Here is a 17,669-nt window from a genome sequence, read left to right on the forward strand (position 1 = left end):
TGTCCACGCGGTCTGGGCAACAAAAAAGAGTGACAAGTTTATTAATAAAACTTATAAATTATTCTGCGGCAGCGGATTTTTTAGTATGAGGTGTCAAATGAAATTAAATGAACTTCTTGCTTTTGTAACGGTTGTGGAAACAGGGAACATCACTCAGGCCGCCGAGCGTCTGAATCGCGTGCAATCAAGCATTTCACATCGAATCAGAAGCCTTGAAGATAATCTGGATGTCACCCTGCTTGATCGGAAAAGCGATGGCTGTTCGCTGACGGCGCAAGGCCAGATACTCTACGACTATGCGGTGAAAATATTGAACCTTGCGGATGATTGCAAAAGCAACATTTTTCACTCCAGAAACAGCCAGGTGAACATGCGTATTGGCATAATCGAATGCCTGCCCGCCTGGGTTATTAGTTCAATGATCGATTCAGGTTACGATCTGGGGTGGAACATCGACGTGTCGATTGGCAATACTGTCAGCCTGCTCAATGCTTTTGATCAGAACGAATATGATGCGGTGATTATCGGCGCTGGTTTCTCCACTGCGCAGCATACGCGTTCCACCTTGCTATCAAGCGAATTGGTTATCATTACAGAAAAAGATTTTCCGACCATCACGGATATCGCCATACTGGATGACGAAGTTTTTATGCTTAGCAGCAAAAAGTGTGCGACTTCAACCCGCAACTACACCTCTCTGTTTAAAGAAGGGGGGATCACCCCCAGACGGATTGTCGAGTGCGGCTCTTACCCCGTGCTGTTTTCAAGCGTTGCTGCGGGTAAGGGCGTCTCACTGGTATTACGCTGTTCGATCGGCAGCGAGATACAAAGCAAAATCAAAATCCATGAACTCTCCGGCCAGTTTAACGACTTCAGAATCGAGCTTGTTTACCGTACCGATTGCGTCAATCTGAACGGTACGAAATTCAAAAGTATGATGACATCCGTTTTTCAGGATCCCCGTCTGCATACCTCCGGTCATTAAGTCCCGCTGTTCTGCCCTTACCCAAGCGTTAACAGACATACGGACTTCCAGCTGGCTCAGCCGGAAGACCGTAATTGTAAACATGTTACATGCCCTTAACCGAAATAACTGACCTGTTTGCCGATCTCGTTCCCTCGAATTATGAAGGCCTGCGCGCAATGACCAGCGCTTTCGTTCTGCACTTTTCCAGAATGAATTTCATCATCGGTACTTCAAAATATTTATACAGAAACGATGCCAGCGAAACGCTAAGCACCAGCGCAACGGCGATCAGCGCGACGCCTTCCGGCAGGCTGAATTTTCTTCCCGCCGTCAGGTTTAAAAAATAGAACAGCACTAAAAAGTGAACCATATAGAACGCATAGGATATTTCTCCCAGCCATACCGAAGTCTGGTTACTCAGCACCGTGTTTTTGTTTTTCAAATCATCGCTGGCCATAGAGATAATCAACAGGCAAACAGGAATGATGAATACCACGCTCATGCTGAACTGATAGGGAATATAACTTGAGCCGACGTAAGTTGCCGCCAGAATGGCAAGCGAGGCCGTTTTGCTCAGCACCGGGGCCCGACCGTTAACCAGTAGCCTTGCGGCAAACATACCCGCGAGGAATTCAAATATGCGGGCCGGAGGAAAAATGTATGACACCCAAAAATGCTGCTGCGAAATCGGAAATGCGCCCATCATATGGTTCGGCTCGACCCAGAAATAAATGCCGGTTTGAACCAGCAGGGAGGCAGCGGCAACCGCAAGTAACCCAACCCGATCGAATTTCGCCGGTATAGCTTTCATCACATTGAAAATAAAAGGGAAAGAGAGGTAAAACATCGCTTCGATACACAGCGACCAGCTGGGGCGATTACCCACAAAGAAATAGTGAACATCATCGAACCAGGTATTCAACAGCAGTAGGTTTACGGACCACAGCTTATATTGGGAGAGGCTGGTCGCACCGATAATAAACGCCATCACCCATGTGAGGCAGTGGGTAGGATAGATCTTGGCAAAACGGCGCAGGTAGAAATTGCCGGGCGTATCGTTATTTTTTGCCGACCATACCATGATAAAGCCACTAAGTATGAAGAAGTAAGACACGCCGAGCCAGCCTGCTTTTCCCACCATTACCGTAAAGATGTGCTGGGTAGTGGTATCAGCAAACGGCGCCAGATCGCTCGGCAACGATGAATGAAATAAAAAAACTAAAAAGGCGGCCCAGAACCGGCTTCCAGTCAGTGAAGGAAGTTTAGGCAGCCTGGGGAGTTCTCCTGCGCCCAACGATTGACCTTCATGAAAATGATTAACGTCGCCGCAAACGGCATTAACATCTGTTTCTCTATTAAGCGCAGTACTCATTATATTCCCCATAAAGATAGTATTGATATACCAAAAAATATTCTGAAAGAGAGCGACAGGCAGAAAAGCAGCAATGACAAAGCAGCCTGAATCAACACTGCCTTGCCATTCGATAAAGCAATTATTTTCAGAGCATAACGCTCATTAAATTTTCTTATTTTTTAATATTGACGACTCCGTATCCTGAATTGCCTTTTTCAATGTGGCCAAATCCCTGTTCTCCAAAATGCATGCCGCCGACAAGAACGCCATCGGAACTGACCATATCGAACACGCGAGAACGAGTTTCTGCCGCCATCTGAGCGTCATAATCAAAGGCGATCGTTACTTCCGGCTTCAGCAGTTGGATATGGGGAAAATGAACAATATCGCCCCAAATCAGCAGGCTCTCCTGAGTGCCTTCAATTCTGTAGCCCGTATGGCCCGGCGTATGGCCTTTCAGCGGTGTGGCAAAAATACCGGGCAGTACCTCACCTTTGTCGAACGGGCGGAAATTCTGCTGATACTTTTTGAATATGCTGCGTGCCAGCAGGAAATTTCCCTTAACCCGATCGGCGACCGCCGCAAAATTTTTGTCATCCTCCAGATAGCAATACTCCTCGTTGTTGATCACCAGCTCGGCATTGCTGAATACCGCCTCGCCCTCCGCATTGAGTAAGCCGCCAATATGGTCGGGATGTGCATGTGTCAGAAGTACCGCATCGATATTGCCCGGTTCCAGGCCTATTTTTGCCAGGTTAGCAATCAGCCCGCCTCCCCAGCCCTTAATACCGCCAGCTCCGCTATCGATAAGAATGTTTTTCCCCTGGCGGCGCACCAGGAAGGTATTGATGTGCACATCGTTAAGCTCCTTTACCTGTGCGCCATTCTGGATGTTTTCGCACTCCGCCTGGTTAACGTTAGCAAGCATGCCGAAGTCAACCTGCAGATAGCCATCGCTTACCGCAGTAACCGACATATCGCCGAGATCCAGGGTGGGAAATAATGTATTCATAGCCTGTTCCTTAGTTTTTTGCACAGATGTTATTTACTTCATAAGAGAAACAGCGGATCCTCGCAATGACCCCCATTTTCTCTCTAATTAATTCATCAACCTGATGCAAAAATGCTTCCAGCACCGGCGCGGTACGAAACGTTTCCTGCCTTAGCTTTGCCTCAAAGTATACCGGCGTGCCGAAACCTATTTCGGCAGTAAGGTAACTAATATGAATATTGTTTTCTTTTGCCTTTAATATCTTCATAGCAAGATCGGCTAATGATGCTGAAAATTCCGCAAAGGCATCGTGATTAATGCGATGGGCCGCGGATGTATAAAGGGTAATACTGGGCATGTTACCTGGTTCCTGAAAATGGCTATTTACGCTGCTTTAATTGAGATTAATCGCATGCTCTTTATGACGTCAGGATTTGCCACCGTACCGAGTTCAGCACATCCACGGCGAAGCCGGTCGAGCAGTTCCATTCCGCTCGTAACTTTGCCAAAGGCCGTATAATTTTGATCCATAAAATGCGAGCGGGCATAGGTAATAAAAAACTGGTGGCTGGCGCTGTGTGGATATCTTGACCTGGCCATGCCGAGCGTTCCGCGTTCAAACGGCAGGCTGTTAACTTCTGCCGCCAGTCTCGGCAGCCTTAAATAATCCAGGCCAGTCTCTCTTACCGGATCTCCTGTTTGTGCCATAAAGCCCTCAATCACTCGCGCGAACGGCATGTCGTCATAGAATCTGGCCCGCACCAGCGTTTTAATACGGTCTACGTGATTGGGAGCCAGCTCGGGAAATAAGCGGAGAGTCACCGTTCCACTATGCAGCTTCATTTCAATAAGCTCATTACGGTTGTTTGCCAGGTTAATCATGGCAGGCAATATCAGCGTGCTGGCGCACAGGCCCAGGCTGCCGCCAATAAATTTCCTACGATTCATAATATTACTCCAGTTGCGCGACCGGGTATTGCCGGGCTTGGTTTACTCAGCCCTGACAGGCCTCAGGCAGGCTTATCGGCGTCAATGAACGAGAGGATTTCATTCGTAAGGGCATCGGGCTGCTCAAAATTGGGCAGGTGTGCCGCGCCAGGTATGGTGTGCAGTTCTGCATGCCATTTTTCAGCCAGGCGCCGCGCATAATCCGGCGGCGTGAGCCGATCTTCTGCGCCTCTCACCACTACCGCTCTGACGCGTGGAAAATTCATATTGGTCAGATCGGTATCGGCAATGGCATAAGAACAACCGGCGAAAGCTTCAACCGTGGTGCGCCGCAGCATCTGCTTCATGCCGTCTGCATAGGGCGAGTCGATAAAGTTCGGCGTGACCCATTTAGCCAAAATACCCATTTCAAGATGTTCAACGCCGTGGTGAAAAACATCTTCAGCTCTGGCTCGCCAAAGCGAAGGCGGAGCGGCATTGACCAGCGAGGTATCGACGATCACCAATCCCTGCACACGCCTGGGTATCTTGAATCCGATCCACTGCGCGATGGTTCCACCAATCGAAACCCCTGCAACCGAGAACTCAGTAATGTGCAGATGATCCAGCGCGGCGATGACATCGTCAGCCAAATCAGACATGGAGAAGGGCAGCGCATCGATTGCGCTTAAACCGTGCCCGCGGATATCCAGCCGCACTACGCGATAGCGCTCGATTAAACGCGGCATTTGCAAATCCCACAGGTGTAAATCTGTGCCCAGTGAATGAAGAAGTACCAATGTTTTCGCATTTTCTGGCCCCTGCACATCGACGTGCTGAGTTAATTTAAGTGGCCGAATAAACATCCAGGACTCCTCATTTTTATTTTTTCTCGCCAGTTCCATCGCTTGCACTATTTGAATTTGCAATCTTTACTTATGGAATCCGTGCATGTTGGCGGGCTGCAGAAACAGGCTGCCGCTCTTATTAATAGGGCAATCCCGACTTTTGCCCTAATGGATAATTTCGATGCCGCTATCGAAATTATTGAACGACCTCCATAAATTCGTACCAGCACTGATGTTAAAGGCCATCAAAGGGATAGCGTTTTCTGCCAGAAGAACAGGGGTGGTCAAAAAACCCTCCGTTGCAGCCAGTCCGGTCTTACAAAATCATTTCTATAATAAATCCTACCGAATAACTATTTTCTCTCTTTTCAGAATATCGCCAGGATATTCATATTTTCGATGAATACCTCGATTTTATTCGCTGGTGTTTGCCCGACGTGAAAAATAACATCTGGCGAACAAGACCCGGCGATAACTTACAGGTTAATGCTTTATTTTATTTCTCTGCATATATCCGTAGCGGATCGCTGTTTTTGATCTTTTCGAAAACTTATTTTAGCGTATGGGATAAATTATGGCGCAGGACGAATTTGATAAGATAATGGTTGAACTGGTTGATTATGCCTATGAGCAGTCAACCTTTGATGATGAAACTTTGCGCCTGGCACGTTTTTGCCTGCTGGATTCCGTAGGCTGCGCGATTGCCGCCTCCAGCGATAATGACTGCTTAAAACTGATGCGCAGCGCGCAATTCAGCAAGAGCAGCGAGGGCATGCCGGTGATGGGAACCGCCCTGAGGCTGGGACCGATTGAGGCGGCCTTTCAGATCGGATCGATGATCCGCTGGCTTGAGTATAACGATACCTGGCTGGCACAAGAATGGGGACATCCCTCCGATAATCTGGGCGCAATTCTGGCGGCCGCAGCGTGGCGTGGCGTGGCAGACGGTAGCCAGCAGGAACCCGATATGGCAGCCGTATTAAATACGCTGATTCGCGCCTATGAGATCCACGGGGTGCTCTGCCTGTCGAACTGCTTTAACGCGCTGGGTATCGATCATGTCGTGCTGGTCAAGCTGGCCTCGGCGATTGCCTCCGCTCAGCTGCTTGGCCTGTCAAAAGAGCAGGCGCTAAGCGCGCTTTCCAACGCCATTATCGATGGCCATGCTCTCAGAACCTACCGGCATGCGCCTAATGCAGGCACGCGCAAATCCTGGGCGGCAGGTGACGCGACAGCGCGCGGACTTCAACTGGCGCTGTTCGCCCAGACCGGTGAAATGGGCTATCCCTCTGCGCTTACCGCCAGCCGTTGGGGATTTGATGATGCGGTTTTACGTGGAAAGCCTTTTAATTTGTCGCGCGGCTTGGCCGACTTTGTCATCAAAAATATCCTGTTCAAGGTTCCCAACCCTGCGGAATACCATGCACAGACCGCCGTGGAAGCGGCGATTAATCTGCGCCAACGGATAGTTGCCGCCGGATACTCGCCCGAAAGCATTGAATATGTCCGTGTGGAAACGACGCGGCCGGCAATGCAGATTATTGATAAATCAGGGCCGCTAAAGAACGCTGCCGATCGAGATCACTGCCTTCAGTACATGATTGCTGTCGGGTTACACACCGGAAATCTCACCGTACAGGATTTCCATGAACCGCTCGCCGCCGATCCGCAGCTGGATGCACTGCGGATGAAAATTACCTGCACTGAACGGCCTGCCTTTACCGAGAGCTACTACGACCCGGAAAAACGCGCTATTCCCAATGCGCTCTACCTGAAGTGTCATGGCATGACGGAAGAGATCGCCGAAGCCATTGATTATCCGCTCGGCCATGTACGTCGTCGTAGAGAGTGTTTCGAGGCGCTGCTGGCTAAATTTCATTTGAACCTTGCAGACAGCCCGCTGCGCAACCGTGCGTCGGCCCTGGCCGACGTCCTGATTTCTGAATCAAAGCTGGATGCGATGCCCGTTACCGACTTCCTGAAGATGTTCTCATGGCTATAGCTCTCATAAAAAACAATAACATCTGTTAATTTCTTTCGAGGTGATAAAGTGAAAAAAGCAATACTGGTTGGCTGCGGCGCGGAGATCGGCGCAAACCTGCTGATTCAAAACGATCCGGCAAAAGATGGCTTCGCTATTCAAACCGTGGTGACGAATCCGCCTTCTTTAGATAAGCATTATCCGGACCTGCGCCCGATTGATGGCATTATTGCCCGCCTGGCGATGGCGCAACCCGGCATCCAGTCTCGTATCGAGATTATTAGCGATAACACGCTCAACATCGACGGTCGCGAAGTTCACTTCTTCTTTGGCAATTTAGCCGAAGAGCTTCCGCCGCAAAGCGGCCGCTTCGACATTGGCTTTATTGCCACCAGCAAGCTGGATATGGACAGGAACAGCCCGGTTGCTCGTAATATGCTGGAGCTTGCCGACGTAGTGTTGGGCGTTGCCGAGGCGAACGAGCTGCCGAGCATTTATGGCTGCCTGGAAGATCTGACCAGCGATGAGATTGGCACCATTCAGCGTCGGGTAGTTGATTCCGGAATGTACTGCCTCGGTTCCTGCCAGACGAATGGAATGCATGCCTCGCTGCGTGTCGTGACAGAGGCACTGAAAGCCGTTCATTTCAATGCCTCGCATATTATTTCAGTAGAAACCGATATCGTGCATCCCGATACGCCTAACGGCGTGCTCGGCACGCGATCTTTTGAAGGGCGCATGCAGGACGCACGCGACAATCTGCGTCCCAGCTTCTCACAAATTGCCATGAGCCAGGAGAAAGTCATGCCCTGGGCGCCGCTGGTGAATACCGTTTCATTACGCGCACCTGTACATGCGCCCGGCTACCAGATTAACCGCTTTATCGTCCGGGACAGCGGTGCGTTAAGCCTCGATCTTATCAGGACGGCGATAGATCGCATAAACGAAACACATCCGCACGTCGTCAGTGCATCCCGGTCGCCTTTGGGCAGCCGTGCTTATGCCTGGGAGCGCCGGTGCTCCACCATTCTTTCTGACAAGAATCACCTGCTTATTTTGCGTCCGGCCTGGCTGGCAGAGCAGAATTTGAGTGAGATTATCGTTCAGTCATTTGTAAATAATACGGTTGGCTATAGCGCGGTCGTTCGCGCCGTCGCGCGCAGCGTCGCGCTTGGCCTGCCCGTCGCCACTTTTCAGGGGATTGAAAAATGACACGCTCTCATACGGTCGATCTGTTGAGTTCAGGTCTTGTCGTCAAGACGGCCAGCTCCGCCACGTTTAATGGCAAACTGAAAGCTGAAGTCGATCAGATACGCGCGCTGCACGATATTTACCCGGATTTGATGGTTCCGGTATTGCACGACGGGCTGGCCGCCGGACGGCAGTTCTACATTCTTGAAAAGATCGATGCCCTTCCGCTGTCTAAAATCGTGTTTGACGAGGGGCGCCCGCTGGCTGAACGCAGAACGATCGTCATCAACGCACTGGAAAATGTTCAGAGAGCCATCGGCATGGAGCTGGATAATCAGCTGGCAACCTTCGACGATATGCCGGCCAGACTACGGGAAGAGTGGGAAGGCACGCGTTTCGCACATGACCTGTTTGATAAGCCGATTCTGCTTAACGGGGCAAGATGCAACCGAACTGCCCGCGAGATTTTTGAAAAGTCGCTGGAGCTGGCGAGAACGGAAAAATTCAGGTCGGTGGAAAAAGCCCACTTCAATTTTCACTTCGGCAACGTGCTCTACAACGAGGAACACGCGCAGACCCGTTTTATCGATCCCGATTTTTCAGTGCGGGGACTCGATCCGCTTTTCGGCTTCTCCCGATTTGCCTTTTCGTTCTGGCACGAACTTGCCGCTGAGGTGAAGGACGCGGTGAAAGTGGTGCCGATGGCTGATGCGTTGATGTTCGTGCTGGCAAAACCCGATTACGGCAACATTCTCGGCAGCATCCCGGAGCTGGGCGGCATTGCCGGTCTGCTGCCGCTGATGGGCGAAAGCATGCGCAATCGGTTCTACGTGCTTACTACCTACTGCTTCCTGAGAAGTATCCGCATCAACGGCAGTAAAATGCTCTGGAAAGCCCCGCTTTCCCCTGTGGTAGCCAGCCCTGAAGAAGTGCTGATGCTGGGCCTGGTAGCTTACCTCGAAGGGGCAAATGTTGAAACTGAAAGCCTTTGTGCGTAATTTTCACCCACTACAGGATGTTAAGGTATGTCGTTGGTAAGCAGTAATACCCTGGAACAGGGATTTGAGGCGCCGAGACGCTACCTGGCGGCAGCGGCTATTTTAATTGGCGTTATTATGGCGGCGCTCGACAGCTCCATTGTTAATATTTCGCTGCCCTCAATTGCCGCAGCCTTACAGGTGGATCCAGCCTCTGTTATCTGGGTGACCAACGCCTATCAGGTTGCCAGCGCGGCGGCGATGTTAATTTGCGCCTCGCTGGGTTCGAGGATTGGGGAGCGACGTTTCTACACGGCGGGAATAATTCTGTTTACGCTGGCGTCGCTGGGCTGCAGCCTCTCCCCAACCTTTGGCATCCTGGTGGTAATGCGGGTGCTCCAGGGAATCAGCTACGCCGTTATGATTAGCGTCGGGCTGGGACTCTATCGGGTTATCTTTCCGCCGCGCACGCTGGGCACCATATTAGGGCTGAACGCGCTGGCGTTTGCGGTGGGCACGGCGATTGGCCCTGCGCTGGGCGGCCTGATCATCTCTTATCTTTCCTGGCCCTGGCTGTTCTATATCAATCTTCCGCTGGGGGGGCTTGCCATCGTGTTCTCGTTTGTTTCTCTGGGCGTGGATGTGGAGAAGGAAAAAGGCTTCGACTGGGGAGGGGCGGTCGCTTCGGCCGCCGCATTAGGCCTGATGGTTGTCGCCGTTGATCAGATTGGCCGCTGGGATAGCCGTACGCTGATGCTGTGCGGCATCTCATCGGCAGCGCTGATTGCCATTTTTATTTATGCGCAGAGGCGTACAAAGCATCCACTGCTGCCTCTTGATATCTTCCATTCCCGGCGATATACCTTTGCGGTGATCTCTTCCGTCTCCCTGTTTGTGGCACAGGGAATGGCGCTGGTTGGGTTACCTTTTGTTCTGCAGCACGTCTTCCACTATTCCGTGCTGGAGGCCGCGTTTATCTTCACGCCGTGGCCGATTGCCGTTGCCGTCTGCGCCCCGCTTGCTGGCAAACTTTCTAACCGTTTAAATCCGACGCAGATTTCCACCGTCGGCGTGATGATTTTCTGCCTGGGTCTGGGAGCGCTGGCGCTGCTGCCGGAAGCCGCCACGGTCAATGATTTCCTGTGGCGGGTGGCGATTTGCGGGATCGGCTATGGGCTGTTCCTGCCGCCGAATAACAAAGAGATGTTTTCGAATGTCGCCGCAAACCGCACGGTAACGGCGTCTGGCGTTTTATCGACGGCCAGGACGGCCGGCCAATCGATCGGCGCAGCCCTGGTGGCAATGGTGATTGCGCTGCTGAACGGACTGAGCAACTCCGCAGGGATGTCGTTCGCCATCTGGTTATTTGGGCTGGCCTGCCTGATATCGGCGCTGTCGACACTCACCAGCCTGCTACGCCTGCAGCGATAAACCTTCCGCCACTTTGCAAGGAGTGGCTTTTATCCCCTTGCCTCTCTTTCTCCCTGTTCTGACGACAAAGCTAATGGCGACGGGACCTTAAGCCAAGGAAAGGTTTGCTGGGTGTCGCAATGTCAGTTCCATCGCGGAGTATAAGACGATGAAGATGAATACCCCTGGAAAAGCCGAAAGGTTTTTTCATACTGCGATGACGGCAGAAAAGAGCTTGCAGCTGGCGGGGGCAGGGAAGTGGCTAAACTTATTAGCGGCAAGACAAAAAAGGGAACCTGATGAAACAGGTTCCCTTTCTGAGGAATATTGTCGCTATTAACCGCTGCAACTGCTGTTGAACACGGTGGGATAGTTTATCTACAATATCCTGTATTTTCGCCCGTTTAGAGACTTATCCCTTAACCAGCGTGCTTTGATGCAGAATGAGTGGTGCCCGGACTCGGAATCGAACCAAGGACACGGGGATTTTCAATCCCCTGCTCTACCGACTGAGCTATCCGGGCAACGGGGCGCATTAAACCGTAAAGGCCGCCCGCCGTCAACGGCTTTGTCATAAAAAAGCGCTAAAGCGTGACTGACTGCCTGCTTTTCAGACAGTCAGCCTGAAAGTTATGCAAATCCATCCGGGACAACCTGTCTTTCAGGCTTCCGTCATGTGCGCTTTCTTTGCCAAAGAACGCCAGAGCCTGTGCGGCATGGGAGCGGCGCGGCGCTTTTACAGTATGGGGCGCTGATCAAACGCACCGTGCTTACGGCTCAACGCGTTAGCTCAACGCACCGTTCTTACGGCAAAGCGCGATACTCAGCACGTCTTCCGCCAGCGAGCGGGCCGTCACCACTTCCTGCACGTTGTGTTTCACCAGCAGCCGACTCAGACAGCCTTCCAGAATCAGCTCCATCTGATGAGCGAGCAGTTCCGGGTTATCGGTTTCCAGCTGGGTCAACAGCTGGTGGGTATATTGCCAGGAAGCGCGCTTTTGCTGCTCGGCAACCTGGTGGATAGGGTGGTCTGGCTGCGGATAAAAGCTGCACGCGGCCACAAACAGACAGCCGGGATAGCGATTGTTGTTAACGGCTTCTTCCAGCACCTGGTAACGCGCCAGCAGCTTGCGCGCCGGGCCCATAGTGTCATCCAGCAGCAGCTTGCGCCGCCAGATATCAACCTGCTGGCTGTGGTAGCGCAGGGCGTCATAGAGCAGCGCCTCGCGGTCGGGCCAGTAGCGTTGCAAATCTTCCTGTTGGCAGGCTGCCGCCTCCGCCATCATGGCGAAAGAGGTGGAGGCGGCCAGCCCGTTCTGCTCGAGTACGTTCAGCGCATGCTCGAGTACCTGTTCACGTTGCAAGCGACTCTCCTCTTGAATGCATTACTTTACGGTAGCGACCGTAAAATTCTTTTCTAGTGTCGTTTACTGCGACAATTTCTGCAAATGCTCCCGGAAGGCTGCGGCATCCATAAAACCGGTCACGCGCGAGCCGGGGATCTCTTTGCCGCTGGCGTCAAAAAACAGGATGGTAGGCAGCCCCAGCACGTTCAGCCGCGCCAGCAGCGCTTTGTCTTCTGTATTATTCGCCGTGACGTTCGCCTGTAGCCGCTGCGTTTTATTCAGCGCATTCTGTACCTGCGGCTCGCTGAACGTATATTTTTCAAACTCCTTACAGGCTACGCACCAGTCGGCATAGAGATCCAGCATGGTGATGCCGTTATGCTGCTGCAGCGCCCGATCGAGCTGGCTGACGGTGGCGATGCGCGTAAAGCTTAACGTCGTGTGGCCTGCCGTTGCAGGCGCGCCGAACGCCCAATCCTGCAAAGGACGGGCCGCGACCAGCGCCGCCGCCAGCATCAGGATCTGCCCCAGGCGCAGCCAGCCGTTAGCGGATTTCAGGCTGATAAAAGCCCAGCCGAAAAAGGCGACGGCCAGCAGGCTCCACAGGCGCAGTCCCCAGGCGTCGCCCACCACGCGCTCAAGCAGGAAGACCGGCAGCGCCAAAATCACGAAGCCAAAGCCTTCTTTTACCGTTTGCATCCACGCGCCGCTTTTCGGCAACAGGCGGTTGCCGAAAAGCGTCACCAGAATCAGCGGCAGCCCCATGCCCACGGCGTACAGCCAGAGCGTGCCCGCCCCGGCCAGCATGTTGCCGCTTTGGGCGATATAAAGCAGGATGGCGCTGAGCGGCGCTGTGGTGCAGGGCGAGCAGATCAGACCGGCCAGCGCGCCCATTAAAAAGACGCCCGGCAGCGAGCCGCCCTGCTGACGATTGCTTAACAGCGTTAGCCGGGTTTGCAGCGCGGAGGGGAGCTGGAGCGTAAACAGCCCGAACATTGACAGCGCCAGCAGAATAAACAGCACGGAGAGACCAATCAGCACCGCCGGTGACTGCAGCGCAGCCTGAAACCGTAGCCCGGCAGCGGCGACGATCACGCCCAGCGCGGTATAGGTCAGCGCCATACCTTGTACATAGACCATAGCCAGCGCAAACAGGCGTTTCAGCGAATAGCGACGGTTGCCACCAAGGATAATCCCGGAGATCAGCGGATACATCGGCAGCACGCACGGCGTAAAGGCAACGCCGATGCCGATCAGCAGCGCCCAAAGCGGCGAAAAGGGCAGTTTATGATCCGGTTGCGCGGGCTGCCCGACGAGGGAGTCGGTTTGCGTGCCGGAGGCCGCGCTTTTGGCTGGCGGCTGGCTGGCGGCCGTCACTTCGTTCAGCGGTACGCTGCGGGTTTCCGGCGGATAGCAAAAGCCGGCGGCGGCGCAGCCCTGCCAGGTCACGCTAAGCGTCGCGCCCTTTTTCGCTGCCAGCAGCGTTAAAGGTACCGTCAGGCTGTCGGGGTAGATTTCCGTTTTGCCGTAAAACTCGTCCTCATGCGGTTTGCCCGCGGGCAGCGCCCAGTCGGCCAGCTTCGCGCCCTGCGCGGTCAGGGAGATTTGCTGGCGATAAAGGTAGTAGCCGGGCTTCACCGTCCAGCTGAGCGTCAGCCGATCGGCCCGCTGGCTGAAATCAAAGCTGAAGGCCTGGTCGACGGTGCCGAAGTGGCCGTTGGCGTTGTTGCCAAACAGCGAGGCGCTGGTGCCCGTACTAAAGAGGGCGATCAGCGCCAGCAGCAGGCAGGTTGTGATGCGTTTCATCATGACAGGGATCATTTTTCCACTACCGATATAAACCAGAAAACAGGCAGTCTCCGACGCGGCGGAGATCTTATGCAAGGCGCAGACTATATCACGGCCTGGCGGCTGCGGCTGTGGCAGGATGCCGCACAGGAAGAAACGGAAAGGGCGTTGTTAAGGCGGGGTTTAACCTGGCGGGCCGTCAGCGCAGCCCGCCCTTATTGCTACAGGAACAGATTGGCGAAGAGAAAGCCAAAGGCGACCGATAGCGCAATCGCCAGCGTGCCGGGCACGATAAATGAATGATTGAAAACGAATTTTCCGATACGGGTCGAGCCGGTATCGTCCATTTCCACGGCAGCCAGCAGCGTAGGATAGGTAGGCAGCACGAACAGCGCCGAGACGGCGGCGAAAGAGGCTATCGCGGTATGCGGCGACACGCCCAGCAGCAGGGCCGCAGGCATCAATGCTTTAGTGGTGGCGGCCTGCGAATAAAGCAGGGTGGAGGCGAAAAAGAGGATCACCGCCAGCATCCATGGATAGTCGTGCAGCAGGCTGCCGGCAACATCCTGAATTTCGTTAATATGCGCTTTGACAAAGGTATCGCCCAGCCAGGCCACGCCCATCACGCAGATGCAGGCGCTCATACCGGAACGGAACGTGCTGGCGGAGAGGATCTTCGCGGTATCTACTTTACAGCTCAGGCAGATCAGCGCCGCAATGGTCAGCATAAATATCACAATAGCTTCGTTGCGCGGCAGCACGGGGTTCTGGATCAGCCCAACGGTTTCGCTAATCGCGGTGGCGTAAAGCACGACGGCTATAATGCCGATCAAAAACAGCAGTACCGATAGCTTCGCGCCCGGTTTCTCTTTAAATACCGTTTCGCCGCGCAGCGTGACCTCGCCCTTTGCCAGACGCTGCTGATAAACCTGATCCTCATGCAGCTCTTTGCCCAGAAAATTGGTGACCATCGCGGCGATGAAAATCGCGACCATCGTAGAGGGAATAGCCACGGCCAGCAGGCCCAGATAGCTGACGCCTTTCGGCTCCAGGATGCCGGAAAGGAACACCACGGCGGCGGAAATAGGCGAGGCGGTAATGGCGATTTGCGAGGCGACTACCGCAATAGAAAGCGGGCGGGAAGGGCGAACGCCCTGTTCCTTCGCCACCTCGGCAATCACCGGCAGCGTGGAGAATGCCGTATGGCCGGTGCCGGCCAGCAGCGTCATTGCGTAGGTCACCAGCGGCGCCAGAAACGTGATATAGCGCGGATGCTTGCGCAGCAGGCGTTCGGCCAGGCTGACCAGATAATCCATTCCGCCCGCGACCTGCATCGCCGCAATAGCCGCAATCACGCCCATAATGATTTCAATCACATCAAACGGGATCGCGCCCGGTTTAATCTGAAACCCCAGCGTCAGAACCAGCATGCCCACGCCACCAGCGAAGCCGATGCCTATACCGCCCAGTCGTGCGCCCAGATAGATCGCCGCCAGCACGACAATAAGCTCTGGTAAAATCATAGTTGCTCCCCTGGTCTGTTTGGTTATGAATTGGTTGATAGCATGTAACTTGCGGCATAAAAAAGGCACGTCGTTCTGTGAACCAACGTGCCTTTTTTCGCTTACCGCGGCGGATTACTCTTCATCGGTGTAGCGTTTCGCTTTATAAACCGGATACATCAGGTTCTGGGTCGAGAAAATGTCATCCAGCTCCGTTTCGGTCAGCAGGCCGCGCTCCAGTACGACTTCGCGCACGCTTTTACCCGTTTCGGCGCAAATCTTGCCGACGATATCGCCGTTATGGTGGCCGATATAGGGGTTCAGGTAGGTAACGATGCCGATTGAGTTAAAGACGTAGGCTTCGCAAACCGCTTTATTGGCGGTAATGCCGTCCACGCATTTCTCCAGCAGGTTGGCGCAGGCGTTAGTCAGGACAGATACCGACTCAAACAGCGCCTGGCCGATGACCGGTTCCATCACGTTCAGCTGGAGCTGGCCCGCTTCTGACGCCATCGTCACCGTCACGTCATTGCCGATAACCTTAAAGCAGACCTGATTAACCACTTCCGGCACGACCGGGTTGACCTTGGCAGGCATAATAGACGAGCCGGCCTGCAGTTCCGGCAGGTTGATTTCGTTCAGTCCGGCGCGTGGGCCGGAAGAGAGCAGGCGCAAATCGTTACAGATTTTCGACAGCTTCACCGCCAGGCGCTTCAGCGAGCTGTGCACCATGACGTAAGCGCCGCAGTCCGAGGTCGCCTCGATCAAATCTTCCGCCGGTACGCACGGCAGATTGCTGACTTCCGCCAGCTTCTGTACGGCCAGCTGCTGATAACCATCCGGCGTGTTAAGGCGGGTGCCGATAGCCGTTGCGCCCAGGTTAACTTCCAGCAGCAGCTCGGCGGTGCGCAGGATGTTTTTGATCTCTTCTTTCAGCAGGACGTTAAACGCGTGGAATTCCTGGCCCAGCGTCATCGGCACGGCATCCTGTAGCTGGGTACGGCCCATTTTCAGAATGGTGTTGAACTCGACGGCTTTACGCTCGAAGCCTTCGCTAAGGTTGCCGATAGCGTCCAGCAGCTGCAGGATCGAGCTATAAACCGCGATGCGGAAACCGGTAGGGTAGGCGTCGTTGGTGGACTGGCATTTATTAACGTGATCGTTGGGATTCAGGAACTGATATTCGCCTTTCTGATGGCCCATCAGCTCCAGGCCGATATTGGCCAGTACCTCGTTGGTATTCATATTGACCGACGTCCCGGCACCGCCCTGATAGACATCAACCGGAAACTGATCCATGCATTTGCCGTTAATCAGCACTTCATCGCAAGCTTTGATAATAGCGTTGGCAACGTTACGGGGAATGGTTTGCAGCTCTTTATTTGCCATGGCGGCCGCTTTTTTTACCATCACCATGCCGCGGACAAATGCCGGAATATCGCTGATCTTACTGTTACTGATATAGAAATTTTCGATCGCACGCAGCGTATGAACACCGTAGTAAGCATCCGCCGGAACTTCTCGCATACCTAACAGGTCTTCTTCGATACGAATGTCGTTAGCCATGAGCACCTTCTTGTGATTGCTGCCGGTTATACTAGCCAGAGTCAGAATGATCCATGAGTCGCCATCAGTCCGGGACGATATGTTAACGTTTTGCGTCATCAGGAGCATCACTATATTCGTTAAAATATTGACGCTTTTCACTTTATAGCGAGGTTTTTTTAGCCATCGTATTGGCGTTGTTTATCTGACGAGGCGGCAGGGAATTTTCCGCTGGCGGTTGAAAAGACAGGGCGACATGCCCATCTTTAATCGATACGATCCTTTTTTTCGCCGCTATGCCTGGCGCATGGCGGCTCTAACCGACAGGAGACTGCGGTGCGCTGGTTACCGTTTTTAGTACTTTTTCTTCTCGCCTGGATTGAGATCACTATTTTTATCCAGGTCGCCCATGTGATGGGCGTGCTGCTGACGCTGCTGCTGGTGGTGTTCAGCTCGTGCATCGGTATTTCGCTGGTGAAAAACGAAGGCATGAAGAACTTTATGCTGATGCAGCAAAAGCTGGCGGCGGGGGAAAGCCCGGCGGCAGAGATGCTAAAAAGCGTCTCGCTGATCCTGGCCGGTTTTCTGCTGCTGCTGCCCGGCTTTTTTACCGACTTCCTGGGCCTGCTGCTGCTGCTGCCGCCGGTGCAAAAACACCTGACGCTGAAGCTGATGCCGCACCTGCGCAGCTGGCGTGGGCCTGGCGCGGGGCCGGACAGCGGCTATACCGTGGACGGCGAGTATGAGCGTAAAGACACCACGCTTATCGAACACGACGACAAGCACGACAGGCAGTAATCTTCAGAAAGGCGGGCAACCCGCCTTTTCTTTTACCCGCCGTT

The 17,669-nt window shown here is 53.5% G+C and carries 16 protein-coding genes and 1 tRNA gene; 7 read left to right on the forward strand and 10 right to left on the reverse strand.

Features of this window, described 5'->3' with window-relative positions; translation table 11 throughout:
* Positions 1-97 precede the first annotated feature (97 nt).
* Positions 98-985, forward strand: coding sequence for a LysR family transcriptional regulator (locus tag EGK14_RS16865; protein WP_125290259.1), 888 nt, complete (start codon positions 98-100; stop codon positions 983-985).
* 139 nt (positions 986-1,124) lie between these two features.
* Here EGK14_RS16865 and EGK14_RS16870 read toward each other — a convergent pair whose 3' ends face one another.
* The 5 genes from EGK14_RS16870 to EGK14_RS16890 form a co-directional block, all read right to left on the reverse strand.
* Complete coding sequence (locus tag EGK14_RS16870; protein ID WP_125290260.1) at positions 1,125-2,339, reverse strand: acyltransferase; 1,215 nt, start codon at positions 2,337-2,339, stop codon at positions 1,125-1,127.
* A 154-nt stretch (positions 2,340-2,493) separates the two neighbouring features.
* Positions 2,494-3,333, reverse strand: coding sequence for an MBL fold metallo-hydrolase (locus tag EGK14_RS16875; RefSeq protein WP_125290261.1), 840 nt, complete (start codon positions 3,331-3,333; stop codon positions 2,494-2,496).
* A 10-nt stretch (positions 3,334-3,343) separates the two neighbouring features.
* Positions 3,344-3,670, reverse strand: a complete 327-nt coding sequence (locus EGK14_RS16880) for a hypothetical protein (protein ID WP_125290262.1) — start codon at positions 3,668-3,670, stop codon at positions 3,344-3,346.
* A gap of 26 nt (positions 3,671-3,696) precedes the next feature.
* Positions 3,697-4,260 (reverse strand): peptidylprolyl isomerase, encoded by a 564-nt coding sequence (locus EGK14_RS16885; RefSeq protein WP_125290263.1) that lies wholly within the window; start codon positions 4,258-4,260, stop codon positions 3,697-3,699.
* 62 nt (positions 4,261-4,322) lie between these two features.
* A complete protein-coding gene (locus EGK14_RS16890; RefSeq protein ID WP_233598523.1) occupies positions 4,323-5,168 on the reverse strand; it encodes an alpha/beta fold hydrolase in 846 nt (281 codons plus the stop codon).
* 493 nt (positions 5,169-5,661) lie between these two features.
* Here EGK14_RS16890 and EGK14_RS16895 point away from each other — a divergent pair, with 493 nt between their 5' ends.
* The 5 genes from EGK14_RS16895 (at position 5,662) to EGK14_RS21320 (ending at position 10,986) form a co-directional block, all read left to right on the forward strand.
* On the forward strand, positions 5,662-7,089 hold the full coding sequence (locus tag EGK14_RS16895; RefSeq protein ID WP_125290264.1) for a bifunctional 2-methylcitrate dehydratase/aconitate hydratase: 1,428 nt from the start codon (positions 5,662-5,664) through the stop codon (positions 7,087-7,089).
* Between the two features lie 48 nt (positions 7,090-7,137).
* Positions 7,138-8,280 (forward strand): hypothetical protein, encoded by a 1,143-nt coding sequence (locus tag EGK14_RS16900; protein ID WP_125290265.1) that lies wholly within the window; start codon positions 7,138-7,140, stop codon positions 8,278-8,280.
* The gene (locus EGK14_RS16905) at positions 8,277-9,257 is read left to right on the forward strand and encodes a hypothetical protein (protein WP_125290266.1); all 981 of its coding nucleotides are present in this window, start codon (positions 8,277-8,279) and stop codon (positions 9,255-9,257) included. Before EGK14_RS16900 ends, EGK14_RS16905 begins: the two co-directional genes overlap by 4 nt.
* Before the next feature lie 27 nt (positions 9,258-9,284).
* A complete protein-coding gene (locus tag EGK14_RS16910) occupies positions 9,285-10,667 on the forward strand; it encodes a DHA2 family efflux MFS transporter permease subunit (protein WP_125290267.1) in 1,383 nt (460 codons plus the stop codon).
* Between the two features lie 148 nt (positions 10,668-10,815).
* The gene (locus EGK14_RS21320; protein WP_158616063.1) at positions 10,816-10,986 is read left to right on the forward strand and encodes a hypothetical protein; all 171 of its coding nucleotides are present in this window, start codon (positions 10,816-10,818) and stop codon (positions 10,984-10,986) included.
* Positions 10,987-11,094: 108 nt separating this feature from the next.
* On the opposite strand, the gene EGK14_RS16915 is transcribed toward EGK14_RS21320, so the two are convergent.
* From EGK14_RS16915 to aspA, 5 genes are all read right to left on the reverse strand, one after another.
* Positions 11,095-11,170: transfer RNA gene (locus EGK14_RS16915), tRNA-Phe, on the reverse strand.
* Positions 11,171-11,431: 261 nt separating this feature from the next.
* Positions 11,432-12,010 (reverse strand): transcriptional regulator, encoded by a 579-nt coding sequence (locus tag EGK14_RS16920; RefSeq protein ID WP_125290268.1) that lies wholly within the window; start codon positions 12,008-12,010, stop codon positions 11,432-11,434.
* A 63-nt stretch (positions 12,011-12,073) separates the two neighbouring features.
* The gene (locus EGK14_RS16925) at positions 12,074-13,801 is read right to left on the reverse strand and encodes a protein-disulfide reductase DsbD (protein ID WP_125290269.1); all 1,728 of its coding nucleotides are present in this window, start codon (positions 13,799-13,801) and stop codon (positions 12,074-12,076) included.
* 200 nt (positions 13,802-14,001) lie between these two features.
* Positions 14,002-15,303: an anaerobic C4-dicarboxylate transporter gene (locus EGK14_RS16930; RefSeq protein ID WP_125290270.1), complete on the reverse strand. Its 1,302-nt coding sequence runs from the start codon at positions 15,301-15,303 to the stop codon at positions 14,002-14,004.
* 114 nt (positions 15,304-15,417) lie between these two features.
* Positions 15,418-16,848: an aspartate ammonia-lyase gene (aspA, locus tag EGK14_RS16935; protein ID WP_125290271.1), complete on the reverse strand. Its 1,431-nt coding sequence runs from the start codon at positions 16,846-16,848 to the stop codon at positions 15,418-15,420.
* Between the two features lie 315 nt (positions 16,849-17,163).
* Between aspA and EGK14_RS16940 the strand changes: the two genes are divergently transcribed.
* Entirely contained in the window at positions 17,164-17,625 is a 462-nt protein-coding gene (locus EGK14_RS16940; RefSeq protein WP_125290272.1) for an FxsA family protein, read from the forward strand.
* Positions 17,626-17,669: the final 44 nt, after the last annotated feature.

The organism is Erwinia sp. 198 (assembly GCF_003937915.1).
GTDB classification, from domain to species: Bacteria; Pseudomonadota; Gammaproteobacteria; order Enterobacterales; family Enterobacteriaceae; genus Erwinia; species Erwinia aeris.

Bases quoted from the DNA above. Each gene is read 5' to 3' on its own strand.
- EGK14_RS16885 (WP_125290263.1), bottom strand. From the start codon at position 4,260: ATGAATCGTAGGAAATTTATTGGCGGCAGCCTGGGCCTGTGCGCCAGC.
- EGK14_RS16925 (WP_125290269.1), bottom strand. From the start codon at position 13,801: ATGATGAAACGCATCACAACCTGCCTGCTGCTGGCGCTGATCGCCCTC.
- EGK14_RS16905 (WP_125290266.1), top strand. From the start codon at position 8,277: ATGACACGCTCTCATACGGTCGATCTGTTGAGTTCAGGTCTTGTCGTC.
- EGK14_RS16870 (WP_125290260.1), bottom strand. From the start codon at position 2,339: ATGAGTACTGCGCTTAATAGAGAAACAGATGTTAATGCCGTTTGCGGC.
- aspA (WP_125290271.1), bottom strand. From the start codon at position 16,848: ATGGCTAACGACATTCGTATCGAAGAAGACCTGTTAGGTATGCGAGAA.
- EGK14_RS16895 (WP_125290264.1), top strand. From the start codon at position 5,662: ATGGCGCAGGACGAATTTGATAAGATAATGGTTGAACTGGTTGATTAT.
- EGK14_RS16875 (WP_125290261.1), bottom strand. From the start codon at position 3,333: ATGAATACATTATTTCCCACCCTGGATCTCGGCGATATGTCGGTTACT.
- EGK14_RS16880 (WP_125290262.1), bottom strand. From the start codon at position 3,670: ATGCCCAGTATTACCCTTTATACATCCGCGGCCCATCGCATTAATCAC.
- EGK14_RS16930 (WP_125290270.1), bottom strand. From the start codon at position 15,303: ATGATTTTACCAGAGCTTATTGTCGTGCTGGCGGCGATCTATCTGGGC.
- EGK14_RS16865 (WP_125290259.1), top strand. From the start codon at position 98: ATGAAATTAAATGAACTTCTTGCTTTTGTAACGGTTGTGGAAACAGGG.
- EGK14_RS21320 (WP_158616063.1), top strand. From the start codon at position 10,816: ATGAAGATGAATACCCCTGGAAAAGCCGAAAGGTTTTTTCATACTGCG.
- EGK14_RS16910 (WP_125290267.1), top strand. From the start codon at position 9,285: ATGTCGTTGGTAAGCAGTAATACCCTGGAACAGGGATTTGAGGCGCCG.